This window comes from Streptomyces sp. P9-2B-2 (assembly GCF_030406865.1).
Classification (GTDB): Bacteria; Actinomycetota; Actinomycetes; order Streptomycetales; family Streptomycetaceae; genus Streptomyces; species Streptomyces platensis.
In genome coordinates this window covers 5,452,331-5,476,745 of sequence record NZ_CP129126.1, presented here as the reverse complement: position 1 = coordinate 5,476,745, position 24,415 = coordinate 5,452,331, and the positions used below count along the sequence as shown (strand labels likewise).

Genomic DNA, 24,415 nt, shown 5'->3' with positions numbered 1-24,415 from the left:
GGTGGGTGCCGGGTGTGCGGCCTCCGGGGTGGGTGTTCGGACTGCTTCGCTTTACGTCCGAACACCCACCCCTCCGGCCCCACACCCTCCCGTAAGCAGAAGGGACCCCACCCCTGTGAGAAGGATTGTCAAAGACCAGTAGTGCGGCCGCATCGTGACGCGGCAGAACTACTGGTCTTTGACATTCCCCCCACCGGACGGAGGCCGCCATCCGTACGGGAGGGGGCGGCCCGGAGGGGTCTGTGTTGTGGACGTAAAGCGAAGCAGTCCACAACACAGGCCCCGGAGGGCCGCCACCGGCACCCACCAGCAATAACCGCGGCCCCCGCCCAAACACCCACCCCGCCGGAGGCGACACGGCGTCGCAGACGACAACGTGGGGCCAGGGGCCCAGCCCCTAGCTGTGGCCGAGCTCCTCGGCCGGCCCGGTCTCCTCGACCGACCCCCCGTCTCGCTCGGGACGCAACGACAACGGCTCGACAACGGTCTCGTCGACAACCGGCGCGGCAGGCCGCGGCGGTTTAGGCATGACGGCGGCCTCGGAATGCGCCCCGCACCCGTAGGCGAGGGAGACGACCCGGCCGTCCGCCGGGGAGAACTCGTTGGCGCAGACGCCGAACGCCTGGCCCAGGGAGCCGGGCAGGGTGGTGAGGAAGCCGCAGGTCACGCAGGTGGCGGGGGCCGCCTGGGCCATGGGGGTGCGGGCGCCGTAGGCCTCTTCCCAGCGGTCGGCGGCGGTGTGCAGGCCGTAGCGGGAGAGCACCCGGGCGCGGCGCATGCCCAGTTCCTCGGCGACGGCCGCGATGCTGCCGCGCTGGGGGGCGGGCTGGACGGCGGGTGAGCCCGGGAGGACGTCCGCCTCCTCGGTGTCGGCGACGTCGGCGGCCATGCCCTCGGCGACCGGGGAGTTCGGGGGCGGGACGTCCTCGCCGGTGAAGCCGGGCTCCAGGCGCAGGTCGTCGGCCTCAGTGGGCAGCAGATCGCCTGGGCCCATGTCGCCGGGGCGCAGCCGCTCACTCCACGGCACCCACTCGGGTGCCAGCAGGGCGTCGGGGCCGGGCAGCAGGGCCACCTCGTCGAGCGTGACGCTCTTGGCGCGGGAGGCCCGGGCAACCGTCGCGGCCCAGCGCCAGCCCCGGTAGCCGGGCTCGTCGCAGGCGAAGAGGTGGGTGACGACGCGGTCTCCGTCGGCAACGGCCTCGAGGTACTCCCCGACCATGCCGGGCAGTGCGGCTTCCTCCGCCGCCGCCCTCGCAAGGTCAACCGCCTCGGCGCACAGGCGGTCGGGGGTACGGCTTCGCATCGCAGCACTCACAAGAATCGATTCTCTCTTCCACGCCGTCTCACGAGTGCGCCAGCCGGAGCTGTCCTTGTCCTGTCCGGACGACCGGCGGTGCCGGGGCGGGCGGAGCGGACCTGGGGACCGCGTCGACGTCCGCGCCCGGTCGTTTCGGTCGAGCGCACCTCTTACGTCCCATTCTGCGGGATCGCGCGGAGGCACGCGGCCAAGAACGACCGCCGGTGGCGCGCTACACACGCTACCCCTTCAACGGTGGACGACCCCTCGGTGGGAGCGGCAAATGTCCACAGCCACGACCGCGGACGGGTACGCCTCGCGCGCCAGGACGGAGAAAGTGCCCCCTCCTGGGCGAGTTGGGGCACTATGACCGGATGGCTGCCGTACGGGCGTCGAAGGTGTCTCAGGTGTCGAGGACAGCAGGGAAATCGTCACGGGTCTCGCGCGCCTCGACGCGCGGCGGGGACGGACGCAATCGGGTCCGCCGGGCGGGCCGGGCCGTCGGCCGTGCGCTGCACCGCCCGTTCACCGGCGCGGCGCGCGGGGTGCGGCGCGCCACGCATGCGCACGGCGCCGGGGAGTCGGGCCTGGGCAAACTGATCGAGCTGCACGCGGTGAACTCCGCCGGCGACATGCTGATCACCGTGGCGCTGGCTTCGACGGTGTTCTTCTCGGTGCCGACGGATGAGGCGCGGGGCCGGGTGGCGCTGTATCTGGCGGTCACGCTGGCGCCGTTCGCCCTGCTCGCACCGGTGGTCGGGCCGCTGCTGGACCGGGTGCCGCACGGCCGCCGGGCGGCGATGGCGGGCGCGATGCTGGCGCGGGCCGTGCTGGCGCTGACGATGTCCGGCGCGGTCACCACCGGGGGGCTGGAGCTGTATCCGGCGGCGCTGGGCGTGCTGGTGTCTTCGAAGGCGTACGGGGTGGTCCGCAGCGCGGTGGTGCCGCGGCTGCTGCCCCCGCGGATTTCGCTGGTCAGGGCCAATTCCCGGGTGACGCTCGCGGGGCTGCTGGCGACGGGGGCGGCGGCCCCGGCGGCGGCCGGGCTGCATCTGATCGGGCCGAGCTGGCCGCTGTACGGGGCGTGTGTGGTGTTCGTGGCCGGGACGGTCCTGTCGTTCTCGCTGCCGCACAAGGTCGATTCGGCGAAGGGCGAGCGCCGGGCCCGGCTGGCGTCCCGGGACGCGGCGGCGCGCCCGGCGGGCGGCGGGCGCAAGCCCGGACTGCGCACGGTCGGCCCGTCGGTGCTGCACGGTCTTCAGGCCAATGCCTGTCTGCGGGCGCTCTCCGGATTCCTGACGTTCTTCCTGGCCTTCCTGCTGCGGGAGCATCCGCTGGACGGGCTGGGCCCGGCGGCCTCGCTCGGGCTGGTGGTGGTGGCGGCCGGTGCCGGCAATGCGCTGGGGACGGCGGTGGGCGCCTGGCTGAAGGCCCGCGGGCCGGAGCGGATCATCGCCGCGATGCTGGGGCTGGCGCTCTGCGCGACGGTGCTCGCGGCGGTGTTCTACCAGGCGGTGGCGGTGGTCGTGGTGACCGCCGCGGCGGCGGCCGCGGGGCTGTGCCAGGCGCTGGCGAAGCTGTCGTTGGACGCGATGATCCAGCGCGATGTGCCGGAGGAGGTGCGTACCTCCGCGTTCGCCCGGTCCGAGACGGCGCTCCAGATGTCGTGGGTGGTGGGCGGCGCGATCGGGATCTCGCTGCCGCTGATCGGCACGCTGGGGATGGCGGTGGCCGCGGGGCTGGTGGCGCTGGGCGTGGTGCTGGCCGTACGGGGACTGCTGAGCGCGGCCCGGCGGGGCGGTGCGCGCAGCGCCCGGGTGGCCTGACCGGCGACGGACGGCGCGGCACGCCGCACCCGGGCGTGGCGTGAGCTGAGGCGCCAGATAGCCTGCCCGTATGACCGCTGCGTTGATCTCCTGGGGCAAGGGCCGCCGTGCCGCTGCCGCCATCGGTGCCGTGTCCCTGGGTCTCATCACCCTCTCCGCCTGCGAGAAGCCGACCGCGCTCGCGACCGTGACCGTCGGTTCGTCGACCGTGACGGCCGAGGCCACCCCCGGCTGCGACGGTGACGGCAAGGTCCTGTCCAAGAAGGACGTCTCGGCCTGCCTGACCAAGAAGGGCGGCAAGACGATCACCGTGCACCCCGGTGAGAAGGTGCGCGTCGGCGTCGACCCCGAGGTCGCCAAGTCCGGCTGGATCGTCATCGGTGCCGGCCCGGTCATGCGCGAGCCCAGCAAGCAGACGTACCGCAGCTTCGACGCGGACACGCTCTTCATGCAGCAGAACCCGCAGACCGGCCAGACCACGTACTCCAAGGACGTCACCCTCCAGGTCGCCGAGCTGGGCGCGGGCGAGGGCCCCAAGACGATGTGGCACTTCACGCTGAAGCAGGAGAACTAGGCGCACGGGCCGGATGATGCGGGTCCTGGTCGTCACGGCGGTGGCCGCCGAGCGTGACGCGGTGTGTGCCGTGGCGGGGTCCTGCGCGGCGGTGACGCTGCCCGGCGGGCAGGAGCTGCGGCGGGCCGCCGGGCTTCCGGTGGCGCTCGACGCGCTGGCCGCCGGTGTCGGTCCGGCCGCCGCGGCCGCCGGCACGGCCACCGCGCTGACCGCCGCCGCCCTCGCCGGGCAGCCGTACGACCTGGTGGTCTCGGCCGGTATCGGCGGCGGCTTTCCCCCCGCCGCGCCGCTGGGGTCGGTGGTGGTCGCGGACGCGATCGTCGCGGCCGACCTCGGCGCGGAGACCCCCGACGGCTTCCTCCCGGTCACCGAACTAGGCTTCGGGACGGTCGTGCACCGCCCCGACCCGGCGCTGGTGCGGACCGTCGCGGCGGCGGCCGGCGCGGTGTCCGGCCCGGTCGTCACGGTCTCGACGGTCACCGGCAGCGCGGCCCGCGCCGCCGAGCTGGCGGCACGTCACCCGGGGGTGCTGGCCGAGGCGATGGAGGGCTTCGGGGTCGCCGAGGCGGCCGCCGCCCACGGGGTGCCGGTGCTGGAGATCCGCGCGGTCTCCAATGCCGTCGGCCCCCGCGACCGCGCCGCCTGGCGCATCGGGGACGCCCTCGCCGCGCTGACCGGCGCCTTCCGTACGCTCCCCGGAGCCCTCACGGCCGCCACCGGACCGGCTCCGGAACCTCTCCACCACGTCCCTGAGGAGACCCCGTGACCCGGCCGCTGAACATCGCGTACTCGCCGTGCCCGAACGACACCTTCGTCTTCGACGCGCTGGCGCACGGCCGCGTCCCGGACGCGCCGGAGCTGGCGGTCACCTTCGCCGATATCGACCTCACCAACGGCATGGCCGAGCGCGGTGAGTTCGATGTGCTGAAGGTGTCGTACGCGGTGCTGCCGTGGGTGCTCCAGGACTATGCGCTGCTGCCCTGCGGCGGGGCGCTGGGGCGCGGCTGCGGGCCGCTGGTGCTGACCCGGGAGCAGGGCGCGGCGGCGGATCTGGCGGGCAAGACGGTCGCGGTGCCCAGTGAGCGGTCCACCGCGTATCTGCTGTTCCGGCTGTGGGCGGCGGCCGAGGTGCCGGGCGGGGTCGGGGAGATCGTGGTGCTGCCGTTCCACGAGATCATGCCGGCCGTGCGCGACGGCAAGGTCGATGCGGGCCTGGTCATCCACGAGGCGCGCTTCACGTACCAGAACTACGGCCTGTCCTGCCTGGCCGACATGGGCGAGCACTGGGAGCACACCACCGGACTGCCGATCCCGCTCGGCGCGATCATCGCCAAGCGGTCGCTGGGCGAAGGGGCGTTGCGCGATCTCGCGGCGGCGATCCGCAGTTCGGTCCTGATGGCCTGGGACGATCCGGCGGCCTCCCGGCCGTATGTCCTGGAGCACGCACAGGAGATGGACCCGAAGGTCGCCGACCAGCACATCGGGCTGTACGTCAATGAGTTCACCGCCGACCTCGGCGAGGACGGCTATGCCGCGGTGCGCGGGCTGCTCACCCGCGCCGCGGCCGAGGGGCTCGTTCCGCCCCTCGGCCGCGATGCGCTGAGCTTTGTGTGAGAGCTGCCGGGTGTGACGGCCGCGGTGCGGGCGGGGTGCGCCGGTCCGCGGCCGGGTGCGTCAGACGTCCATCTGGTCGGCGACGGCGCGCAGCATGCCGGCGATCTTGGCGCCGTGCACCTTGTCCGGGTAACGGCCCCGTTCGAGCTGCTGGGTGACGTTCTCCAGAAGCGTGGTGAGGTCCTGGACGATCGAGGCGAGTTCATCGGGCTTGCGGCGCTGGGCCGCGGCCACCGATGGGGCGGGGTCGAGCAGTGTCACGGTCAGCGCCTGGTCGCCGCGCTGGCCCGCGACCACGCCGAATTCGACGCGCTGGCCAGGCTTGAGTGCGGCTACGCCGTCGGGCAGCACCGACGAGTGCACGAAGACGTCACCGCCGTCATCGCGGGAGAGAAAGCCGAAGCCCTTCTCACTGTTGAACCACTTGACCTTGCCGGTAGGCACGTCTGTCCTCGTCCTCGTACTCGTTGGAAAATAACTGGGCCGGGTCTACTGCGGAATCTGCGGGCTGGCTTCCTCTCCGCCCGGGCGAGGCCGGGCTGAAGAGGTCTGGAGAGCAATGCAGCGGGCCGCAGGACCCGCCACCCCAAGGCTAATGGTCCCAAGGCCGGTGACAAGACGCCGCCGGGTGGATACTCCGTGCTTCTGGCCCGGACTTACCCTGGTCAGGTGTCTGACGAAACGCCCCTTGCCGGGGATCTGCTGGTCCGAATCGGCGCGATCATGTTCCTAGTTGGCGCAGCGGCCACTCTCGCCACCGTGGCCCCGCTGTTCCTGGGAACCGATCCGCTGCCGTCCGTCTTCTACGGCGTGTGCATGCTGATGGGCGCCGGTTTTGTGGTCGCGGCGGCCGGAGTGATCCGTTCCGCGCTCGCGCAGCGCCGTCAGATGGCGGCGGCTTCGCCCCCGTCCGCCCCCTCCGCCACATAGCGCGCCAGCCAGGACGGAAACTCCGTCAGGTCGCCGAGCACCACCTCGGCGCCGGCCGCGCGCAGTTCCGTGGCGTCGCACGGGCCGGTGGCGACCGCGACGGACAACGCGCCGGCGGTGTGCGCCCCGACGACGTCACCGATGTGATCGCCGACGTAGACCTGCGCCTGGTGCTTGTCGAGCGCCTCGGCCTTACCCGCCGCCCACAGGGAGCCGTAGAGGGCGTCCACGTCGAGCCCGAGGTGTGCCAGGTGCAGCTTGGCGTTGGGTTCGTACTTGGCGGTCACCACGATCGCCTGGCCGCCCGCCCGGTGCACCGCGTCGATGGCCTCCCGGGCGCCGGGCAGGGCGGGCGTCGCCGCGATCCCGTACTCCGGGTACAGCGACCGGTAGAGGCCGGCGATCTCCGCCACCCGCTCCGCGGGGAACCACCGGCGGATCTCCTCCTCCAGCGGAGGCCCCAGCCGGCTCACGGCGAGGTCGGCGTCGACGAAGGTGCCGGTGCGGGCGGACAGCTCGTGATAGGCGGCCCTGATGCCGGGGCGGGAGTCGATCAGCGTCATATCGAGGTCGAAGCCGACCGTCAGGGTGTGTGCAGCCATGCCTGCCATTGTGCCCGCGGCGCCGCGCCGGTCACCCGGCCCGGTTCGCCGCGCCCGTTCACCGCGGGATCCGCCGCATCCGCCACACCAGGAACAGCGCCGAGGCGACGGCCGCCACCCGCGCCATCACCGGCAGCCCGGCCAGCGTTTCCGCCCCCAGCCGGCCCTGGGCGAGGGGCTCGCCCCACCGCCCGTCGAACCGGCCCCACAGCCACACCACCAGGCCGCCGACGACGGTGCCCGGCACCCCGAGCGCCGCGAACTTGGCCTCCGCGCGGGTCAGCCGCCGGGAGACGTAGGCGAGCCCCCAGCCGCCCGCCAGCGCGAGCCACGACCCCAGGGCCGCACCGGCCACCAGCAGCAGCACCGCCAGCGTCAGAACGGGGCTGAGCGGGGCCCGCGCCGCCACCGCCACGACCTCTTCGCCGGCCTCGGCCTCGACCGGGGGCGCGGGAGCGGCGCGCCCACGGCCCAGCGCGCGCCGCAGCATCCGGGGCAGCGGGCGCTCCGCCGGTCCGCCCTCGTCCGCGGCCTGCCCGTCGGCCCCGGCGGCTTTGTCCGTGCCGTCCTTGGTCAGTGACAGCGGGCGCTCGTCCTCGGGCCGGTCCCACATCTCCGGGATCTCGATCCCGCCGACGAATCCGGGCACCGTCTCCCCCGGCCCGAACGGCGCGGGCTCGACCCGCCACCAGTCCGGTGCGTCCTCGGTGTCACCCAGCTCGTCGGCGCCGGCCAGATGCGGGGGCAGGCCGACCGTCGGCGCGGGGCCCGGCGCCCCGTCGCGCGGTGCGGGGACCGAGCCGCCCGTGGCCGCCCCACCGCTCCCGGCCGCCTTGCCCGTCAGCCCGCTGCGCGCGGCCAGGCCGGTGAGCTTGTCGCGGGCGCCGCTCCACCGCCGGGGCGACTCGGCGGGCCTCGGGCCGAGCGGTACGGCAGGCCCGTCGGCGGTCCCGGTGCCCGGCTCCTGCCGCGTCGCGCCGCTCCAGGCGGCTCCCGGCACCCGGTCGTCCGCGCTCCCCGCGGCCGCGACCACCGCCTCCGGCGTCCCCAGCCGGGCCAGCAGCCGCTTCACCCCGGGCACCGAATCGGCCTGCTCGCCGTCGATCTCGGCCCGGAGCCCGGTCACCAGCCGCATCCGGGTGGCGGCGGGCAGCCCCCGCTGCTGGGCCAGGTCGCCCACCCGGCTCAGATAGTCAAAGACGAGCTGATCACTCTCGATCCCCACGAAATCCCCTGCGGCGTCCGCTGGTTGCTGCCCCGACGGTACCCCTTCGGCCGGCGGCCGGGCCGGAGGCGGCCCGGGGGCGGCGCAGCGGGTGTCTCACGGATCGGGGCGGACCGGGGCGGCGCCGTGCGGCCGCGCGCTCCCCCCTCTTCCCCGGCCCCGCTAACGTAGGACGAATGACCGGTACACCCCGCACCCTCGCCGAGGAGCTCAGGACCCGCACCGACCGCGGGCTCGTCGGGCTGCTGCGGGCACGTCCCGACCTGCTCAATCCGGTGCCGGGCGATGTCACCCAGCTCGCGACCCGGGCCGGGACGCGGGCGTCGGTGGTCCGCGCGGTGGAGCGGCTCGACCGGTTCGTGCTCCAGACCGCGGAGGCGCTGGCGGTGGCGCCCGACCCGTGCCCGTACGACACGCTGGGCGCGCTGATGGCCGGGGACGCCGGGGACCCGGCGGTCGCCGCCGAGCTGCCCCGGGCGGTGGCGGAGCTGCGGGCGCAGGCGCTGGTGTGGGGCCCGGACGACCGGCTGCGGCTGGTGCGGACGGCCCGTGAGCTGCTCACGCCGAGCCCCGCGCACCCGTCGCCGACCGGCCTGGGCCCGACCGTCGCCGAAGCCATGGCGGGGATGTCGCCGGGGCGGCTCCAGGAGATCATCGCCGCGGCCGGGCTGCCCACCACCCACGACCCGGTCACCGCGGTCGGCGCGCTCACCACGCTGTTCGCCGACCGGGTCCGGATGGCGGCGCTGCTGGACACCGCGCCCGCCGAGTCCGTCGCCGTCCTCGACAAGCTGCTGTGGGGCCCGCCCTACGGCGCGGTCACCGACCGCCCGGCCCCGCATCTGCAGTGGCTGCTGGACCGGGGCCTGCTGATCCCGGCGGGCGCCCGGAACGTCGTGCTGCCGCGGGAGGCGGCGCTGCATCTGCGCGGCGGCCGCGCGCATCACGCCGCCGAGCCGGTCCCGCCCGCGCTCGCGCCCGCCACGGAACGCGATCCACAGCTTGTGGACAACGCCGCCGCGAGCCAGGCGTTCACCGCGCTCGCGACCGTCGAGGAGCTGCTCAAGGAGTGGGACCTGGGCGGACCGGCCGTCCTGCGGGCCGGCGGGATGAGCGTCCGCGACCTCAAGCGGACCGCCACCGCCCTGGACACCACCGAGCAGCTCGCCGCCTTCTGGCTCGAACTCGCCTACGCGGCCGGGCTGATCGCCTCCGACGGCGAGGCCGGCGAGCGGTTCGCGGCCACCCCGGCTGCCGAGGAGTGGCTCCAGCTGCCCGACCACGCGCGCTGGGCGGAGCTGGCGGCCGGCTGGCTCGCCGCGACCCGCGCCCCCGGGATCGTCGGCACCGCCGACGCCAAGGGCCGCGCGCTCGCCGTGCTCGGCCCGCACCTCGACCGCTCCCCCGCCCCCGAGGTCCGCCGCCGCGCCCTCGCCCTGCTCGCCGCGCTGCCGCCGGGCACCGCCGTCCCGGCGACGGCCGTACTGGCCCGGCTGCGGTGGGAGCGGCCGCTACGCGGCGGCGCACCGGCCACGGGACAGCTGCCGGCCGACGGCGCCACCGCCGCTCCCGGACCCGCCGACGACCTCCGCTCGCGCCTGGCCCAATGGACGCTGGCCGAGGCCGAGTTGCTCGGCGTGACCGGACGCGGCGCGCTCGCCACCCACGGCCGCATCCTGATCGACAGCCCGTCGGACAGCACCGCGCCCACCCCCGCCGAAACCACCGCCGCCGCGACCCGCGCCGCCGCCCTGCTCGCCCCGCTCCTCCCCGAGCCCGTCGACCATGTGCTCCTCCAGGCGGACCTGACCGCGGTCGCGCCCGGCCCGCTGCGCCGCCCGCTCGCCGAGGCGCTCGGCGTGCTCGCCGACATCGAGTCCAAGGGCGGTGCGACGGTCTACCGCTTCACCCCCGGGTCCGTACGCCGCGCCCTGGACGCCGGCCGGTCCGCCGCCGAACTCCAGGAATTCCTCGCCGCCCACTCCCGCACCCCGGTCCCCCAGCCGCTCGCCTACCTCGTCGACGACGTGGCCCGTAAGCACGGGCAGCTGCGGATCGGCGCGGCCGCCGCCTATGTCCGCTGTGACGACGACGCGCTGCTCTCCGAGATCCTCGCGGACCGCCGCGCCGCCACCCTCCGGCTGCGCCGCCTCGCCCCGACCGTGCTCGCCGCCCAGACCTCCCCCGACCAACTCCTCGACGGCCTCCGGGCAATGGGCTATGCCCCGGCCGCCGAGTCGGCCGCCGGTGACGTCCTGATCGCCCGCGCCGACTCCTACCGGACCCCGCCGCGCACCGCCCCCGCCCCGGTCCCCGACGGCCCGCCGTCCCCGGACCCCACCCTGCTCGCGGCGGCGGTCCGCGCCATCCGCGCCGGCGACCTCGCGGCGACCGCGGAACGCAAACCGGTCCAGGCGCCCGCCCCGGCCCCCGGCGGCTTCCCCCGCACCACCTCCGCCGAGACCCTCGCCACGATGCAGGCCGCGGTGCTGGCCAACTCCGCGCTTTGGATCGGCTATGTCAACGCCGACGGCGCCGCCAGCCAGCGTGTCATCGCGCCCGTACGCGTCGAGGGCGGCTTTGTGACGGCGTACGACCACACCTCCGACGAGGTGCGGACGTACCCGCTGCACCGCATCACGGGCGTGGCGGAACTGGCGGACGACTCGGTCTGAGCGGACGGCTGAGGGGCGTGCCGGTGCCGGCCGCCCTTTCCGGACGGCCGGGCACCGGCGGGGATCCGTCGGGCCGCGGCGTGATCAGCGGGGCCAGCCGCAGTGGACGTGGGTGGCGTGTCCGGCGCTCCCCGGCCCGAGGACCTCGGTGGCGCCGAGCTTCCGGCAGGCGGCCATCAGGTTGCGGTGCGGGGCGCCGCTGCCGACATGGCGGCCGTTGATGTAGTTGATGTCGAAGGCGAGCCCGGCGTAGTGGCGGGAGCGGCTGCTGTGGTCACCGCCGACGATCTCGGAGACGGCGATCCGGTAGCCGTACCGGGTCCGCAGCTTCAGCATCCCGTCGAGCATCCGGGCGTCCAGGGCGACCCGGCGGTTCGGCCGGTCGCCCCAGCGGCTGGTGAGCGCGCCCTTGCCGTGGGCGGTGTCGACGAGGTTCTGCCGGGCGGTGGATGCGGCGTGCTGACCGCCGACGTGGCCGGTGGCCGGTGCGATCCCCTTCGTGGCCAGGATCTGCTGCGCGAGTGCGGCCCGGCCGGGGGCGGCGGTGGCGGTGGCCGCGGTGCCCATGAGGGCGGCGAGGGCGGCGGCACCGGCGATCAGGCGCGGGGCGAGGGTGCGTACGGACATGGGTGACTCCTTGTCAGGTGTGGTGGTTGCTGTCGGCGCGGCCGTCGCCAGGGCGGCGGGCGCGGGCCCGGCCGTGGGACAGCGGTCCTGGCCGCGGTACCGGCCACGCTTCCGGCAAGGGCGGTACCTCCCCGAAAGGGTGATGTCAGCGGCATAGTCGTCTCCCTCGTTTTCCTTGCTGCACCGATGCGTTGAGCCCCTCCGCTCCCGGATTCGCGCAGGCCGGCGCACCCCTGGGCCAGGGGTGGGAACGGAGCGGAGGGTGCGCGGCCCGACCGGCGGCGCCCTTCCACGATGCAGCACCGGCGGGGGACTTCACTACGCTCTGCCGGGCTCCGGCTCATGCATCGATGCAGCTCCTCGATGCACGCTGCTGACCTGCGCTTATGCAGCGGTGAGCGGCCGAGCGCGACAGCTGAGGACATTCGAACGCCCCGGGGGAAGCATGACGGGACCCACCGCAGCGGACCGGGACGCGGTCCGCGCGCTGGCGGAACTGCTCAGGACGTGGTGGGAGTTGTCGGCGCGGGAGGGCCGGCCGAAGCCCACCCAGCAGTCACTGGCCGGACGTCTGAGCATCGACCAGACCACCCTCTCCCGCTATCTCAACCCCCGGCACCCCTCCACCGCGCCGCTCAGAACCGTCGAACTCCTCCATACCGTGCTGCGCGCACCGGCCGCCGACCTTCCCCGGGCCCGCGCCCTGGCCGAGGCGGCGGCGGCCGGAGCGGCCCGTAAGTCACCCCGCCCGTGCGGCACCGTCCCGGCGGACGGTTCGGTCGACCCCGCCCCGGTCCCGGCGGCCCGCGTCACCCGCCGCACAGCCGCCGCCCGCGCCGCCCTCGCGTTCCTGGGCGTACTCACGCTCGGCGGCGGTATCGGCCTCGGCTGGGGCGTGCTCGCCCACCGCGCCGGCCCGGACGGGCCGCCGGTCGCCGCCGTGGCCGCCTCGGCGGGGCCCACGGCCGCCGGCTGGCCGCTGGCGCGCAAGGGCGATCTGCTGTGGAAGGCCCGTGCCGTCCAGTACCTGCTCCGGGCCCACGGCCATGACATCGAGGCCGATGGCGATTTCGGGGTGCGGACGGCGGCCGCGGTGAAGAAGTTCCAGGCCGCCCACGGGCTGCTGGCGGACGGCAAGGTCGGCGCGCGGACCTGGTCGCATCTGATCATCCGGATCGATTCCCAGCACGCCCCGCAGCAGGCGGTCGTGGCCCTCCAGTACCTGCTCGACAACAGCGGCACCGCCACCGACATCACCGGCCTCTTCACCCCCTCCACCACCCGCTCCCTGGAAACCTTCCAGCGCGACCGGGCCCTCCCCGTGACCGGCGTCGCCGACCGCGACACCTGGCGGGCCCTCCTCACCGCACAAGGGCCCGGCATCCATCGCTGACGGCCGCCGCGGCGATGCGGCACACTGGACGTTTGGCCGTATCTGCGGTCGATGTCCACGGTCGTGATCAACGGCCTGGGGCTGCGGCCGGTCCCGGCGGCCGACGGCCGGAAGCGAAAGGCGAGGCCTGTGAACGGACCCCTCATCGTCCAGAGCGACAAGACGCTGCTGCTGGAGGTGGACCATGAGCTGGCGGACGCCTGCCGGCGGGCCATCGCGCCCTTCGCCGAGCTGGAGCGGGCGCCCGAGCACATCCATACGTACCGGGTGACGCCGCTGGGACTGTGGAACGCGCGGGCCGCCGGGCACGACGCCGAGCAGGTCGTGGACGCGCTGGTGCAGTTCTCGCGGTATCCGGTGCCGCACGCACTGCTCGTCGACATCGCCGAGACGATGTCCCGCTACGGGCGGCTGACGCTGGTCAAGGACCCCGCGCACGGTCTGATGCTGACCACCACCGACCGCCCGGTGCTGGAGGAGATCCTGCGGTCGAAGAAGGTGCAGCCGCTGGTCGGGGCGCGGCTGGACCCGGACTCGGTCGTGGTGCACCCGTCGGAGCGCGGGCAGATCAAGCAGACGCTGCTCAAGCTGGGCTGGCCGGCCGAGGACCTGGCCGGTTACGTCGACGGTGAGGCGCACCCGATCGAGCTGGACGAGAACGGCTGGGCGCTGCGGCCGTACCAGCAGCAGGCCGTGGAGGGTTTCTGGCACGGCGGCTCGGGTGTGGTCGTGCTGCCCTGCGGTGCGGGCAAGACGCTGGTCGGGGCGGGCGCGATGGCGCAGGCCAAGGCGACCACGCTGATCCTGGTGACGAACACGGTCTCGGCCCGGCAGTGGAAGCACGAGCTGGTGAAGCGGACCTCGCTGACCGAGGAGGAGATCGGCGAGTACAGCGGCGCGCGCAAGGAGATCCGGCCGGTCACCATCGCCACGTACCAGGTGCTGACGACCAAGCGGAAGGGCGTCTACCCGCATCTGGAGCTCTTCGACTCCCGGGACTGGGGCCTGATCGTCTACGACGAGGTGCATCTGCTGCCCGCCCCGGTCTTCAAGTTCACCGCCGATCTTCAGGCCCGGCGGCGGCTGGGGCTGACCGCGACGCTGGTCCGCGAGGACGGCCGGGAGTCGGATGTCTTCTCCCTCATCGGGCCCAAGCGGTTCGACGCCCCGTGGAAGGAGATCGAGGCCCAGGGCTATATCGCCCCCGCGGACTGTGTCGAGGTCCGGGTCAATCTGACCGAGTCGGAGCGGCTGGCGTATGCCACGGCCGAGACCGAGGAGAAGTACCGCTTCTGCGCCACCACGGCCAGCAAGCAGTACGTGACCGAGGCGCTGGTCCGCCGGCACCAGGGCGAGCAGACGCTGGTCATCGGCCAGTACATCGACCAGCTGGACGAGCTGGGCGAGCATCTGGACGCACCGGTGATCAAGGGCGAGACCACCAACGCCCAGCGCGAGAAGCTCTTCGACGCCTTCCGTCAGGGCGAGATCTCGGTGCTCGTGGTCTCCAAGGTCGCGAACTTCTCCGTCGACCTCCCGGAGGCGACGGTCGCGATCCAGGTGTCCGGCACCTTCGGCTCCCGCCAGGAGGAGGCCCAGCGGCTGGGCCGGGTGCTGCGCCCCAAGGCGGACGGGCACGAGGCGCGGTTCTACTCGGTCGTCGCGCGCGACACCATCGACCAGGACTTCGCGGCCCACCGCCAGCGCTTCCTGGCCGAGCAGGGGTACGCGTACCGGATCGTGGACGCGGACGAGCTGCTGGCGGCCGACGAGGACGTCTGAGCCGGACGGCCGCCGGGCTCAGACCGCCGGGGACCGGCTGGCCGCCGGCTCCGGTGCGGTGCGCGGCGACGGGAGGCCACCGCCGTCCGGAGCCACCGGCGGCCGCCGGGTCCACCAGAACACCGCCGCCAGCAGCGCCAGCCCGAGCAGCGGATACAGCGACGCGAACGGCTGCTGCCACCAGGGGATCCACAGATCGAGGTCGCCGGTGTGCGGGACGATCCACATCGTGCGGGCGGTGAAGGCGAGGGTGACGGCGGCCAGCAGCGCCCTGCGCCACGGGTCGCGACGGGTGCGGGCGGCGAGCGCGACGAGCAGCGGCACACACCAGACCCAGTGGTGGGACCAGCTGATCGGCGAGACCAGCAGCGCCGTGACGGCCGTGCACAGCACGCCCCAGCCGTCCAGGCCGCGGCGCAGACAGATCCGGCGGGCGGCCCAGAGCCCGGCGGCCGTGGCGAGCAGCGCGGGCACCGCCCACAGGAGGCCGGGCTCCGGCTCGTGCAGCACCCGGGTGATCAGGCCCTGGAGGGACTGGTTGTCGACGATCCAGACCTTGCCGACCCGGCCGGTCTCGAACATCCGCCGGGTCCAGAACTCGACGCTGGCATCGGGCAGCACCAGCCAGCCCACCAGCACCGAGCACAGGAACCCGGCGAGGGCGGTGCAGGCGGCCTTCACCCGGCCGGTGACGAGCAGGTAGACGGCGAAGAGCGCGGGGGTGAGTTTGATACCGGCCGCGACACCGGTGGCGAACCCCTTGAAGCGCGCGCCGTCCGGACGGGCGAGGTCCCACAGGACCAGGCAGGTCAGCGCGAGGTTGACCTGCCCGAAGACGAAGGTCTGGAAGACCGGCTCCAGCCAGAGGCCGAGCGCGGTGGCGGCCAACAGGACGGGCGTGGTGTGGGCGGCCCTGCGCAACCCCGCGGCCTTGCAGGAGAGGTGGATGAGCAGCGCGAGCAGGGCCGCGTTGACGAGCACGCAGACGACCTTGAGCGTGCCGAGCGAGAGCCAGGTGGTCGGTATGAAGAGCAGGGCGGCGAAGGGCGGGTAGGTGGCCGGAAGGTGCCACTTGGTGACCGTGAAGCCGTAGAGATCACCGCCGGTGGCGGCGGCCGCACCCTCGGCCCGGTAGACCGCTATATCGGACATCGGCAGCGGCTGGACCTGGTAGAGCACCCAGAGTCCGGCGAAGGACACCAGGAGCAGCGCTGCGGCGAGCGCCAGGCGGCCGGGATGGGCGGTGCTCCGCGCCCAGGTGCGTCTCCACGTCCTTGTCCCCTCGGCGGCAGACACCCGCTGACCCCTCCCCATCGCCCTGAGCGCGCCTACCGCGGTGACGCTAGTGGATCGAGGCCGGTCGTCCGTTACGGTTTCCGGTCATCCGGATGTCGACGCGGGGGCCGGCTTCGCGCGCCCGATCGCGCGTGTGGTGTGCATGATCTGTACGTGCCTGGGCGGCACGCGTCAGATGCGGCTTCTTGCCCGTATTGTGCGCCGTGCGGGCGGACGGGGCGGCCGGGGCACGCGCTCAGCTTCATGCGGTGGGGCTCAAGCTCCATGTGGCGGGGCTCAGCTCCATGTGACGGGCCGCGGCATCAGTCGTTCGCGTACTCGCCCATGACGACGACGCTGAAGGCGGCCGAGGCGAAGACCTTGATCGCGCGGAGGGCGTTGCCCACGACATAGCGGTGCTCATGGGCGGTCGCCGGATCGCGCCCGGGGTCGACGAGGGCGGTGGCGCCCTTGGCCGGGTGAAGGGAGACGGGGTGGACAGGGCCTGGGGGAATCGCTGCGCTGCTCATGACTCCATGATGGAATTCACGCGATTGCAGCACATCGGTCCATAGGTCCATCCCTAAGGGCCGGATGTCCGTCTTCAGGCCCACCCGGCCCCCTACGGGAGATCGAGGCCGCCGTCGCGCCGGAGACCGCCGCGGCCGGTCAAAAACCCGTTGGCGCCCTCATGAACCGCTGACTACAATCGCGCGTCTGCCTGCCTCCCGTCGAGGAGTGCCGCCGTCCGGTCGGAAACCGGGCGGCCTTCGCTTCGCCGCTGACCCGCACACGCAGGATCCGCGCTGTGCACCGACACCGGCCCGCCGCGCCCGCGCTACCGGCGCGCGCCCGCCGACGTAACCGCCACGGAGGCAACGCCGTGCCCTCGCACGCCCCCCACCCGACCACGGAGCCGCGCACCGACCGCCCCCGGCCGTCATCCGACGACCCGCTCCTGCGCGAAAAGTCCCACCTCGCCGCCTCCCGCTCCGCCCTGCGCGCGATGCGGGCCGACGCCGAGGCGCTGAACATCGCCGATGTCACCGCGAACTGGGTCAACGCCGAGGTCCTCCAGGGCGAGATCGACGCCCGGATCAAGGCGCTCGCCGACCTCTCGCACACCCCGCTCTTCTTCGGCCGCCTCGACTACCTCCACGCCCCCGGCCTCGAACTCGCCGAGGGCGCCGAAGGAGAGAACTTCTACATCGGCCGTCGGCACGTCCACGACGCCGATGGCAACCCCATGGTCATCGACTGGCGCGCACCCGTCTCCCAGCCGTTCTACCGGGCCTCCACGAAGGACCCGATGGACCTCAAGCTGCGCCGCCGCTTCGGCTACACGGGCGGTGAGCTGACCGCGTACGAGGACGAGCACCTCACCGACCCGGCCGAGGCCACCCGGACCAGCGCCCTGCTCCAGTCGGAGATCGAGCGGCCGCGCGTCGGCCCCATGCGGGACATCGTCGCCACCATCCAGCCGGAGCAGGACGAGATCGTGCGGGCCGGTATCGGCGGCTCGGTCTGCGTCCAGGGCGCGCCGGGCACCGGAAAGACAGCGGTCGGCCTGCACCGGGTCGCCTATCTGCTCTATGCGCACCGCGAGCGGCTGGCCCGCTCCGGCACCCTCGTCATCGGCCCGAACCGCTCCTTCCTGCACTACATCGAGCAGGTGCTGCCGGCCCTCGGCGAGCTGGAGGTCAAGCAGGCCACCGTCGACGACCTGGTCGGGCATGTGGAGGTGCGCGGCACGGACGAGGCGGCCGCCGCGACGGTCAAGGGCGACGCCCGGATGGCGGAGGTGCTGCGGCGCGCGGTCCGCTCACACATCACAATGCCGCAGGAGCCCTGTGTGGTCGTCCGCGGCTCCCGCCACTGGCGCGTACCCGCCTATGAACTCGAAGAGATCGTCCAGGAGTTGCGGGACCGCGAGATCCGCTACGGCGCCGCCCGGGAGGCCCTGCCGCAGCGGATCGCCCATGCCGTGCTGGTGCGGATGGAACAGGCGGGCGAGGCCCCGGACGACCGGGTGCAGGACGCGGTGGCCCGTAACACCGCCGTGAAAGCCACGGTCAAGACGGTCTGGCCGCCGGTCGATCCGGCGAAGCTGGTCCTGCGGCTGCTGGGCGACGCCGACTTCCTCGCCGAGCAGGCCGAGGGGGTTCTGACCACTGAGGAGCAGAAGACGATCCTGTGGACCAAACCGGCCCGCAGCGTGAAGAGCGCCAAGTGGTCCGCCGCGGACGCGGTGTTGATCGACGAGGCGACGGACCTGATCGCGCGCACCCCGTCGCTGGGCCATGTGGTCCTCGACGAGGCCCAGGACCTCTCCCCCATGCAGTACCGCGCGGTCGGCCGCCGCTGCACGACCGGCTCCGCGACCATCCTCGGCGATATCGCCCAGGGCACCACCCCCTGGGCGACCAACACCTGGGAGGAGGCGCTGACCCACCTCGGCAAGCCCGGTTCGGCCGTCGAGGAACTCACCCAGGGCTTCCGCGTGCCGCGCGAGGTCATCGCCTACGCCTCCCGGCTGCTGCCCGCCATCGCCCCCGACCTGACGGAGGCCACCTCGATCCGTGAGTCGGCGGGCGACTTCGCGATCCGTCCCGTCGACGCGGCCGCCCTGACCGCCGCCACCCTCACGGCCTGCGACGACGCACTGGCGAAGGAGGGCTCGATCGGCCTGATCGCCGCGGAGGCCCGGATCCCGGAGCTGCGTACGGCCCTGGAGGCAGCGGGCGTGACCTGCCTGGCGCCCGGCGAGGAGACCTCGGCCGAGGCCCGGCTGACGCTGGTACCCGCCACCCTCGCCAAGGGCCTGGAGTACGACTACGTGGTCCTGGACGAGCCCGCCGCGATCGTCGACGGCGAACCCGACGAACGGACCGGCCTGCGCCGCCTGTACGTCTGCCTGACCCGTGCGGTCTCCGGTCTGACGGTGGTCCATGCGGCGGCCCTGCCGGAGCAACTGGCCGACCGCTGAGGGCCCCTGCGGGCAGCCCGCCGGGGGCACGGCGCCTGACGCGGCGGCGTCAGGCGACCTTGGCGCAGATCATGGTCGTGCCGTCGTAGACGTTCCAGGAGTAGCGGTAGCGGCCCGGCTCCCCCGGGCAGGCGCCGGTCCCCGCCGAAGCCCGCATGACGGCCGTGACCTGCATGATGTAGTCGAACTCCCGGGGCACCCGGTCGGCGCTGCAATTCCACGCGGTGAGCAGGTTCGCCGGCCCGGGGCGACCGCCCCGGGCCTTGGCCAGGAAGCACTGCCCCATGCGGAACTGCCGCTCCACACACAGGTTGGTGGACGAGGACCCCGTCCCGCTGTGCCACCAGCCACCCCGGCCACCGCCGGACGGACAGCTCCCGGCCCCGGCCACCCGCAGCACCCGCAGATACGCACTGGCGGCCCCGCAGCCGACCCGCACCGGCGCCGAACGGCTCCAGTTGCCGTAGCCGTCCTGGTAGGCGTCGAGACAGTCGCCGCTCCGTACGGCCGCGAAGGCCGCGTCGACCGGGCTGGGGGTACGGGACGCGGCGGCCGTCGGCCGCGAACCGGTCCCGCCGCTGGTGGACGTACCGCTGGAGGTACCGCTCGACGAACCGGAGGTGTCCGTGGCTTCCCAGGGTTTCCAGAGGAAGACCACGAAGGCGATGCACAGGAGCACCGGCCAGAAACAGCCGCTGCCGGACGAGGAGTTGGCGGTCTGCGGGGTGGGCGACGTCTTGGCCGAGCCGGACACGGCGGCCTTCGACGAGGCCGATGCGGTCGCCGAGGTCCGGGCCCGCTTCTGCCGCAGCGCCTCCTGGGCGCGCTGCTGCCGCTCCGCCCGCTCCTCCTGGTTCCGGCGGGCGGCCCGCTCCTCGGTGTAGACGCGGGTGGGGCCCGGTGGCGGGACCTGTTGCGTCCCCTCGTCGGCGGCGGGGGGCTGCGCGCCCGTGGTCTCGCGCAGATAGAAGAGCGTCGCGCCCAGCAAGTACACGTCGGACGCCGTGGTGGACTGCTCGGCACGGGCCTGCTCCGGCGAGGTGAAGGCGACGGTACCCAGCGTCAGCGTCGTCCGGGTGATGTCGTTGGCGTGCGAGATGCCGAAGTCGATGAGCCGGGGACCGGCCAGCGGCAGCAGGATGTTCTGGGGTTTGACGTCCCGGTGGACGATGCCCTCGTCATGCAGGATCACCAGGGCCTGCGCGGTACCCGCCGCGATCCAGCGCACCGCGGAGCCGGGCAGCCGTCTCGCGCTGCGGACGAGCTCGGAGAGCGCGGGCGCCGGTATGTACTCGATGGCCATCCAGGGCAGTTCGGCGTCCGGATCGGCCTCGCGCACCCGGGCCGTATAGGCGCTGTCGATCCGCCGGGCCAGCGTCACCTCGCGGGCGAACCGCCGCCGGTCGGTGTCGCTGACGACGCCCTCGGCGAGCAGCGTCTTGACGGCGGCCAGCGACCCGTCGACCGTGGACCGCGCCAGATAGATCCGCCCCATACCGCCGGAGCCGAGCCGCCCCAGCATCCGGTAGCCGCCGAGCCACCGCGGGTCGTCACCACCGAGCGGCTTGACTCCCATACCCGTCATGCCGTGTCACCCTCCCCCTGGTCCCCCCACCGTGACACTCGTCAAACGGTCCCATGCCAAAGGGAGTTGAGGAAGCGGGCGGGGCGGGGGGCGGGTGGGCCCGATGGAGCCGTTTCCCTGGGGAGGCGGCGCCTTTCGGCGCCGTCTGATGCTCGGCTCTCTCGGCGCCGTCGAATGCTCGGCCTTCTGGGATGGCTTGGCCGTCTTGGCCGGGTCGGGCTGCCTCGGCCGTCTCTGGCTACCTCGGCTACCTCTGGCTGCCTTGGCCGGGTCGGGCTACCTCGGCCGTCTCGGCTGCCTCGGACCCCTCAGACCCGCTGGGCGACGGGCAGATCCAGTGCCTCGCGCCACTCCCGTACCGCCGCCGCCTCCACCGGGGCCGACCATCCGGCGGGGCGGGCGGCGCCCCCGATGTGGAACGCGTCGAGACCAGCCGCCCGCAGCGCCGGCAGATGGCCGAGCCCGAGTCCGCCGCCTACCAGGATCCGCGGCGCGTACCCGGGCTCGCCCGCCGCCGTACGCGCCTGCTCGGCCAGCAGCGTCGGCAGCCCCCGGTCGACGCCCTCCGCGGACCCGGCCGTCAGATAGGTGTCGAGCCCCGCGGCTCCGGCCGCCCCGGCCAGCTCCCTGCGCAGCGCGTCCCGGTCGGCGGCCCGGTCGATGGCCCGGTGGAAGGTCCACCGGCAGCCGTCGATCACCTCGGCCAGCGCCGTCACCGCCGCCAGATCCGGCCGCCCGTCCGGCGTGAGAAATCCGAGGACGAACTCCTCGGCACCCTCCGCCCGCAGCGCCGCGGCCTCCTCGCACAGCGCCGCCACATCGCCCGCCGCGAAGCCGTCGGCGGCCCGCAGCATGACCCGTAGGGGGAGACCGACGGCCGCCCGGATCGCCGCGAACGTGGCCCGCGGCGGGGTGAGACCGTCGGCCGCCATGTCCGTCACCAGCTCCAGCCGGTCGGCCCCGCCGGCCTCGGCGGCGACCGCGTCCTGCGGGCCGAGCGCGATCACCTCCAGCAGCGCGCGCTTGCTCATATGACCCAATCCTCCGCTGACGACATGACGGGACGGACCCCTAACAGGTCTAGTCCAATATCCCAGAGTACGGGCCACCCGGCCCTCCGGACACCAGCCCCTCACCGGCACGCCCGGAAACCGCCCATACGCCTTACCCACGCCGCCACCCGCACGACCGCCCGGCGGCCGCCGGCCGCCGCCTTGTGCCAAGGGCGATCGCCACCCTCTCCTGCCGCTGCCGTCCGCAGACCTGACCGGGCCTCACCCTCCGCCCCAGATTTCGCCGGGTGCGAGGCACAATGGCTGGCATGAATCCCGTGCCCCGTACGGCAGACACCACCGACCCGGCGCCGGAGCTGCGGCAGCGCTGGGCCGACACCGTCACCGCGGCCCGCGGCACCAAGAACCCCACGGCCCCCGACCCGGCCCCGTACGCGGACAACCTCCTGTCCCGTTGGCGCGAACCGCAGCGGCGCTACCACACCGTCGACCATCTGGCCGCGGTCCTGCTGCGCATCGACGAACTGGCCGAGCACGCGGATGACTTGCCCACCGTCCAGTTGGCGGCCTGGTTCCACGACGCGGTCTACCGCCCGGAGCGCTCCGAGAACGAGGAGCGCAGCGCGGCCCTCGCCAAGCGGGCACTGCCCGAGCTGGGCATCGGCGCGGCCCGCACGGCCGAGGTCGCCCGCCTGGTGCGGCTCACCGTCACCCATGACCCGGCGCCCGACGACCCCGACGGCGAGGTGCTCTGCGACGCGGATCTCGCGGTGCTCGCCGGGTCCCCCGACCAGTACGCCGCCTACGCCGCTGCGGTCCGCGACGAGTACGCCTTCGTTCCCGACCCCGACTTCACGGCCGGCCGCTCCGCCGTTCTGACCCAACTCCTCTCCCTCCCACGCCTCTTCCGCACCCCTCGCGGCTACGACCTCTGGGAACACACTGCTCGCCGCAACCTCGCTACGGAGCTGGATTTGTTGCGGGGGGCGTAGGGGGCTTGGGGCTTGGGGCCCGCGCTTTGTCTGCGGGTGGCGTGGTGGCTGGGCACGCAGTTCCCCGCGCCCCTGTGGGGGTGACCGCGGCCTTTTGCTGCGGCTGCGTATGGGCTGGCGCCGTTGCGGAGTACGTGGTTGCCGCGGGGGCCGGAGGGGACGCACCGGGACCCTCCCCCAGCCTCCGGCCGGGAGGTGCCCCCACGGCGCGGGCGACGCGGCTACCTGCGATTGAGCACCCCGGTGTTTGCTCCGGTCCTGCGGGCGGGCCCCGGTACATCCCCTCCGACCGTCCCCCGTTGCCGATTGCCGGCCGGTGACACCGCCCGTCACCACCCACCTCAACCCGCGCCCCACCTGCGGGCGGCCGGACCAGAAGCCTCCCAAGGGGCGCAGCATGGCCTCGCGAACCAGGTGCCTGCCAAGGGATGCCGCTGCCTTGCCGTAACGGTCATCCGTACGGCGGGACAGCCGCGCACAGACGGAGGGCGGAGGGGATGCCCGGTGAGCCGCCCGCAGGACCCGGAGCAAACAACGGGGCGAAGAACCTCTGAGACCAGGGCCGCCCGCGCCGAGGACGGCTTACCGGGCGTCCCCTCCGACCCCACCACCCACCAAGCCATAGGCGCACCGGCCCCAGCCCACGGCAAACCCGCACCCACGCCCAGCCGGGAATGTAAGGCGTCCTATCGCTGTTAGTAGCTGACATGCCTGCTCAGTCCGACCGCGTCCGCCTGCCCATTGCCGTGTATGTGCTCGGCCTGTCCGTCTTTGCGCTCGGGACGTCCGAGTTCATGCTGTCCGGCATCCTCCAGCCGCTGGCCCGCGACCTGGACGTTTCTATTCCGCAGGCCGGGTTGCTGGTCTCCGCCTTCGCGGTCGGCATGGTGGTCGGCGCCCCGGTGCTGGCCGCCGCAACGCTGCGGCTCCCACGGCGGACGACACTGATCGCGCTGCTCGCGGTGTTCGGACTCGGCCAGGTGGCGGGCGCGCTGGCCCCCTCCTACGGCGTGCTGTTCATCTCGCGCATCCTGAGCGCCCTGGCCTGCGCCGGCTTCTGGGCGGTCGGCGCGGCGGTAGCGGTCTCGCTGGTGCCGGTGACCGCGCGGGCCCGCGCGATGGCCGTGATGGTCGGCGGCCTCAGCATCGCCAACATCGCGGGCGTCCCGGCAGGCGCCCTGCTCGGCCAGCATGCCGGCTGGCGCGCCGCCTTCTGGGCCGTGGCCGGTCTGGCCGCGATCGGCCTGCTCGGCGTGATCGCGCTGGTGCCGCGTACGGCCGTGCCCACCGGCGAGGACCGTCCGCAGCTGCGCCGTGAGCTGACCATCTACAAGGACAAGCAGGTGTGGCTGGCCCTGACCGCGACGGCCCTGAACGGCGCCGCGGTCTTCGCGCTCTTCTCGTACCTCTCGCCGCTGCTGACCGACACCGCCGGCCTCGCCGAGAGCTGGGTGCCGACGGTGCTCGCCCTCTTCGGCGTCGGCGCGCTGACGGGTACGTTCATCGGCGGCCGGATCGCCGACGCGCACCTCTTCGGGACGCTCTTCGGCGGCATCGCCGCGTCCACCGCCGTGCTGGCTCTCCTGGCGCTGACCGCGCACAGCCCGGTCGCCGCCGTCGCGCTCGCCCTGATGCTCGGGGTGACCGCGTTCACCACGGCCCCGGCGCTCAACGCCCGGATGTTCAACGTGGCGAACGCCGCGCCGACGCTGGCCGGCGCGACCACCACCGCCGCGTTCAACATCGGCAACACCCTCGGCCCCTGGCTCGGCGGGCTGGCCATCGGCGCGGGCTGGGGCTACCCGTCCGTGGCCTGGACCGGCGCCGCGCTGGCGGCGGGGGCCGTGGTCACCACGGCCTTCGCGTTCCGGCTGCACCGCGCGACGCACCAGTCCCGGCTGATCACCTCGTCGGCCGGCGCCACGCCCGCCACGCCTGCTGCACAGGCCGGGGCAGCGCAGCCGGTGGATTTCGCCAAGGCAACGGGGGCGGCGGGGCACCGCTGAACCTGTGGGAAGG

At 73.8% G+C, this 24,415-nt stretch carries 20 protein-coding genes; 11 read left to right on the top strand and 9 right to left on the bottom strand.

Going from position 1 to position 24,415, the window contains the following annotated elements; genetic code table 11:
* Positions 1-397: 397 nt before the first annotated feature.
* Positions 398-1,303: a DUF3027 domain-containing protein gene (locus tag QT196_RS24140; protein WP_168480933.1), complete on the bottom strand. Its 906-nt coding sequence runs from the start codon at positions 1,301-1,303 to the stop codon at positions 398-400.
* A 341-nt stretch (positions 1,304-1,644) separates the two neighbouring features.
* Here QT196_RS24140 and QT196_RS24135 point away from each other — a divergent pair, with 341 nt between their 5' ends.
* The 4 genes from QT196_RS24135 (at position 1,645) to QT196_RS24120 (ending at position 5,311) form a co-directional block, all read left to right on the top strand.
* A complete protein-coding gene (locus QT196_RS24135) occupies positions 1,645-3,123 on the top strand; it encodes an MFS transporter (protein ID WP_248001644.1) in 1,479 nt (492 codons plus the stop codon).
* 70 nt (positions 3,124-3,193) lie between these two features.
* Positions 3,194-3,697, top strand: coding sequence for a hypothetical protein (locus QT196_RS24130; RefSeq protein WP_042147220.1), 504 nt, complete (start codon positions 3,194-3,196; stop codon positions 3,695-3,697).
* A gap of 16 nt (positions 3,698-3,713) precedes the next feature.
* On the top strand, positions 3,714-4,463 hold the full coding sequence (locus tag QT196_RS24125) for a futalosine hydrolase (RefSeq protein ID WP_290356711.1): 750 nt from the start codon (positions 3,714-3,716) through the stop codon (positions 4,461-4,463).
* Positions 4,460-5,311: a 1,4-dihydroxy-6-naphthoate synthase gene (locus QT196_RS24120; protein WP_168480932.1), complete on the top strand. Its 852-nt coding sequence runs from the start codon at positions 4,460-4,462 to the stop codon at positions 5,309-5,311. The genes QT196_RS24125 and QT196_RS24120 overlap by 4 nt, the downstream gene beginning before the upstream one ends.
* Positions 5,312-5,371: 60 nt before the next feature.
* Here the strand turns inward: QT196_RS24120 and QT196_RS24115 are convergent, their stop codons facing one another.
* Positions 5,372-5,755 carry a cold-shock protein gene (locus QT196_RS24115; RefSeq protein WP_085926275.1) on the bottom strand — a complete coding sequence of 128 codons (384 nt, stop codon included), beginning with the start codon at positions 5,753-5,755 and terminating at the stop codon, positions 5,372-5,374.
* Between the two features lie 279 nt (positions 5,756-6,034).
* On the opposite strand from QT196_RS24115, the gene QT196_RS24110 reads away from it, so the two are divergent.
* On the top strand, positions 6,035-6,241 hold the full coding sequence (locus tag QT196_RS24110) for a hypothetical protein (RefSeq protein ID WP_085926303.1): 207 nt from the start codon (positions 6,035-6,037) through the stop codon (positions 6,239-6,241).
* Here the strand turns inward: QT196_RS24110 and QT196_RS24105 are convergent.
* Both QT196_RS24105 and QT196_RS24100 read right to left on the bottom strand, forming a co-directional pair.
* Entirely contained in the window at positions 6,196-6,843 is a 648-nt protein-coding gene (locus tag QT196_RS24105; protein WP_168480931.1) for a haloacid dehalogenase-like hydrolase, read from the bottom strand. The two genes, QT196_RS24110 and QT196_RS24105, sit on opposite strands and share 46 nt — an antisense overlap.
* Before the next feature lie 58 nt (positions 6,844-6,901).
* A complete protein-coding gene (locus QT196_RS24100; RefSeq protein WP_266734137.1) occupies positions 6,902-8,068 on the bottom strand; it encodes a hypothetical protein in 1,167 nt (388 codons plus the stop codon).
* 176 nt (positions 8,069-8,244) lie between these two features.
* Here QT196_RS24100 and QT196_RS24095 point away from each other — a divergent pair, with 176 nt between their 5' ends.
* Positions 8,245-10,743 (top strand): helicase-associated domain-containing protein, encoded by a 2,499-nt coding sequence (locus tag QT196_RS24095; protein WP_290355663.1) that lies wholly within the window; start codon positions 8,245-8,247, stop codon positions 10,741-10,743.
* A gap of 84 nt (positions 10,744-10,827) precedes the next feature.
* Here the strand turns inward: QT196_RS24095 and QT196_RS24090 are convergent, their stop codons facing one another.
* Positions 10,828-11,370: a hypothetical protein gene (locus QT196_RS24090; RefSeq protein ID WP_168480930.1), complete on the bottom strand. Its 543-nt coding sequence runs from the start codon at positions 11,368-11,370 to the stop codon at positions 10,828-10,830.
* Positions 11,371-11,815: 445 nt separating this feature from the next.
* Between QT196_RS24090 and QT196_RS24085 the strand changes: the two genes are divergently transcribed.
* Positions 11,816-12,763 (top strand): peptidoglycan-binding protein, encoded by a 948-nt coding sequence (locus tag QT196_RS24085; RefSeq protein WP_211117409.1) that lies wholly within the window; start codon positions 11,816-11,818, stop codon positions 12,761-12,763.
* A 129-nt stretch (positions 12,764-12,892) separates the two neighbouring features.
* Entirely contained in the window at positions 12,893-14,545 is a 1,653-nt protein-coding gene (locus tag QT196_RS24080; protein ID WP_168480929.1) for a DNA repair helicase XPB, read from the top strand.
* Between the two features lie 18 nt (positions 14,546-14,563).
* Here the strand turns inward: QT196_RS24080 and QT196_RS24075 are convergent, their stop codons facing one another.
* Together QT196_RS24075 and QT196_RS24070 are read right to left on the bottom strand one after the other, a co-directional pair.
* On the bottom strand, positions 14,564-15,841 hold the full coding sequence (locus tag QT196_RS24075; protein WP_290355661.1) for a glycosyltransferase 87 family protein: 1,278 nt from the start codon (positions 15,839-15,841) through the stop codon (positions 14,564-14,566).
* Between the two features lie 302 nt (positions 15,842-16,143).
* Positions 16,144-16,350, bottom strand: a complete 207-nt coding sequence (locus tag QT196_RS24070) for a hypothetical protein (protein WP_168480927.1) — start codon at positions 16,348-16,350, stop codon at positions 16,144-16,146.
* Between the two features lie 353 nt (positions 16,351-16,703).
* Between QT196_RS24070 and QT196_RS24065 the strand changes: the two genes are divergently transcribed.
* The gene (locus QT196_RS24065; protein WP_266734147.1) at positions 16,704-18,806 is read left to right on the top strand and encodes an AAA family ATPase; all 2,103 of its coding nucleotides are present in this window, start codon (positions 16,704-16,706) and stop codon (positions 18,804-18,806) included.
* Positions 18,807-18,855: 49 nt separating this feature from the next.
* Here the strand turns inward: QT196_RS24065 and QT196_RS24060 are convergent, their stop codons facing one another.
* Both QT196_RS24060 and QT196_RS24055 read right to left on the bottom strand, forming a co-directional pair.
* Positions 18,856-20,391 (bottom strand): serine/threonine-protein kinase, encoded by a 1,536-nt coding sequence (locus tag QT196_RS24060; protein WP_290355660.1) that lies wholly within the window; start codon positions 20,389-20,391, stop codon positions 18,856-18,858.
* Between the two features lie 308 nt (positions 20,392-20,699).
* Positions 20,700-21,422, bottom strand: coding sequence for a copper homeostasis protein CutC (locus QT196_RS24055; RefSeq protein WP_085926285.1), 723 nt, complete (start codon positions 21,420-21,422; stop codon positions 20,700-20,702).
* Between the two features lie 290 nt (positions 21,423-21,712).
* Here QT196_RS24055 and QT196_RS24050 point away from each other — a divergent pair, with 290 nt between their 5' ends.
* Together QT196_RS24050 and QT196_RS24045 are read left to right on the top strand one after the other, a co-directional pair.
* Positions 21,713-22,396 (top strand): hypothetical protein, encoded by a 684-nt coding sequence (locus QT196_RS24050; RefSeq protein WP_290355659.1) that lies wholly within the window; start codon positions 21,713-21,715, stop codon positions 22,394-22,396.
* Between the two features lie 707 nt (positions 22,397-23,103).
* On the top strand, positions 23,104-24,402 hold the full coding sequence (locus QT196_RS24045; protein ID WP_266734155.1) for a Cmx/CmrA family chloramphenicol efflux MFS transporter: 1,299 nt from the start codon (positions 23,104-23,106) through the stop codon (positions 24,400-24,402).
* Positions 24,403-24,415: the final 13 nt, after the last annotated feature.

Bases quoted from the DNA above. Each gene is read 5' to 3' on its own strand.
- QT196_RS24140 (WP_168480933.1), bottom strand. From the start codon at position 1,303: ATGCGAAGCCGTACCCCCGACCGCCTGTGCGCCGAGGCGGTTGACCTT.
- QT196_RS24130 (WP_042147220.1), top strand. From the start codon at position 3,194: ATGACCGCTGCGTTGATCTCCTGGGGCAAGGGCCGCCGTGCCGCTGCC.
- QT196_RS24125 (WP_290356711.1), top strand. From the start codon at position 3,714: ATGCGGGTCCTGGTCGTCACGGCGGTGGCCGCCGAGCGTGACGCGGTG.
- QT196_RS24110 (WP_085926303.1), top strand. From the start codon at position 6,035: ATGTTCCTAGTTGGCGCAGCGGCCACTCTCGCCACCGTGGCCCCGCTG.
- QT196_RS24105 (WP_168480931.1), bottom strand. From the start codon at position 6,843: ATGGCTGCACACACCCTGACGGTCGGCTTCGACCTCGATATGACGCTG.
- QT196_RS24095 (WP_290355663.1), top strand. From the start codon at position 8,245: ATGACCGGTACACCCCGCACCCTCGCCGAGGAGCTCAGGACCCGCACC.
- QT196_RS24090 (WP_168480930.1), bottom strand. From the start codon at position 11,370: ATGTCCGTACGCACCCTCGCCCCGCGCCTGATCGCCGGTGCCGCCGCC.
- QT196_RS24085 (WP_211117409.1), top strand. From the start codon at position 11,816: ATGACGGGACCCACCGCAGCGGACCGGGACGCGGTCCGCGCGCTGGCG.
- QT196_RS24070 (WP_168480927.1), bottom strand. From the start codon at position 16,350: ATGAGCAGCGCAGCGATTCCCCCAGGCCCTGTCCACCCCGTCTCCCTT.
- QT196_RS24060 (WP_290355660.1), bottom strand. From the start codon at position 20,391: ATGACGGGTATGGGAGTCAAGCCGCTCGGTGGTGACGACCCGCGGTGG.
- QT196_RS24055 (WP_085926285.1), bottom strand. From the start codon at position 21,422: ATGAGCAAGCGCGCGCTGCTGGAGGTGATCGCGCTCGGCCCGCAGGAC.
- QT196_RS24050 (WP_290355659.1), top strand. From the start codon at position 21,713: ATGAATCCCGTGCCCCGTACGGCAGACACCACCGACCCGGCGCCGGAG.
- QT196_RS24045 (WP_266734155.1), top strand. From the start codon at position 23,104: ATGCCTGCTCAGTCCGACCGCGTCCGCCTGCCCATTGCCGTGTATGTG.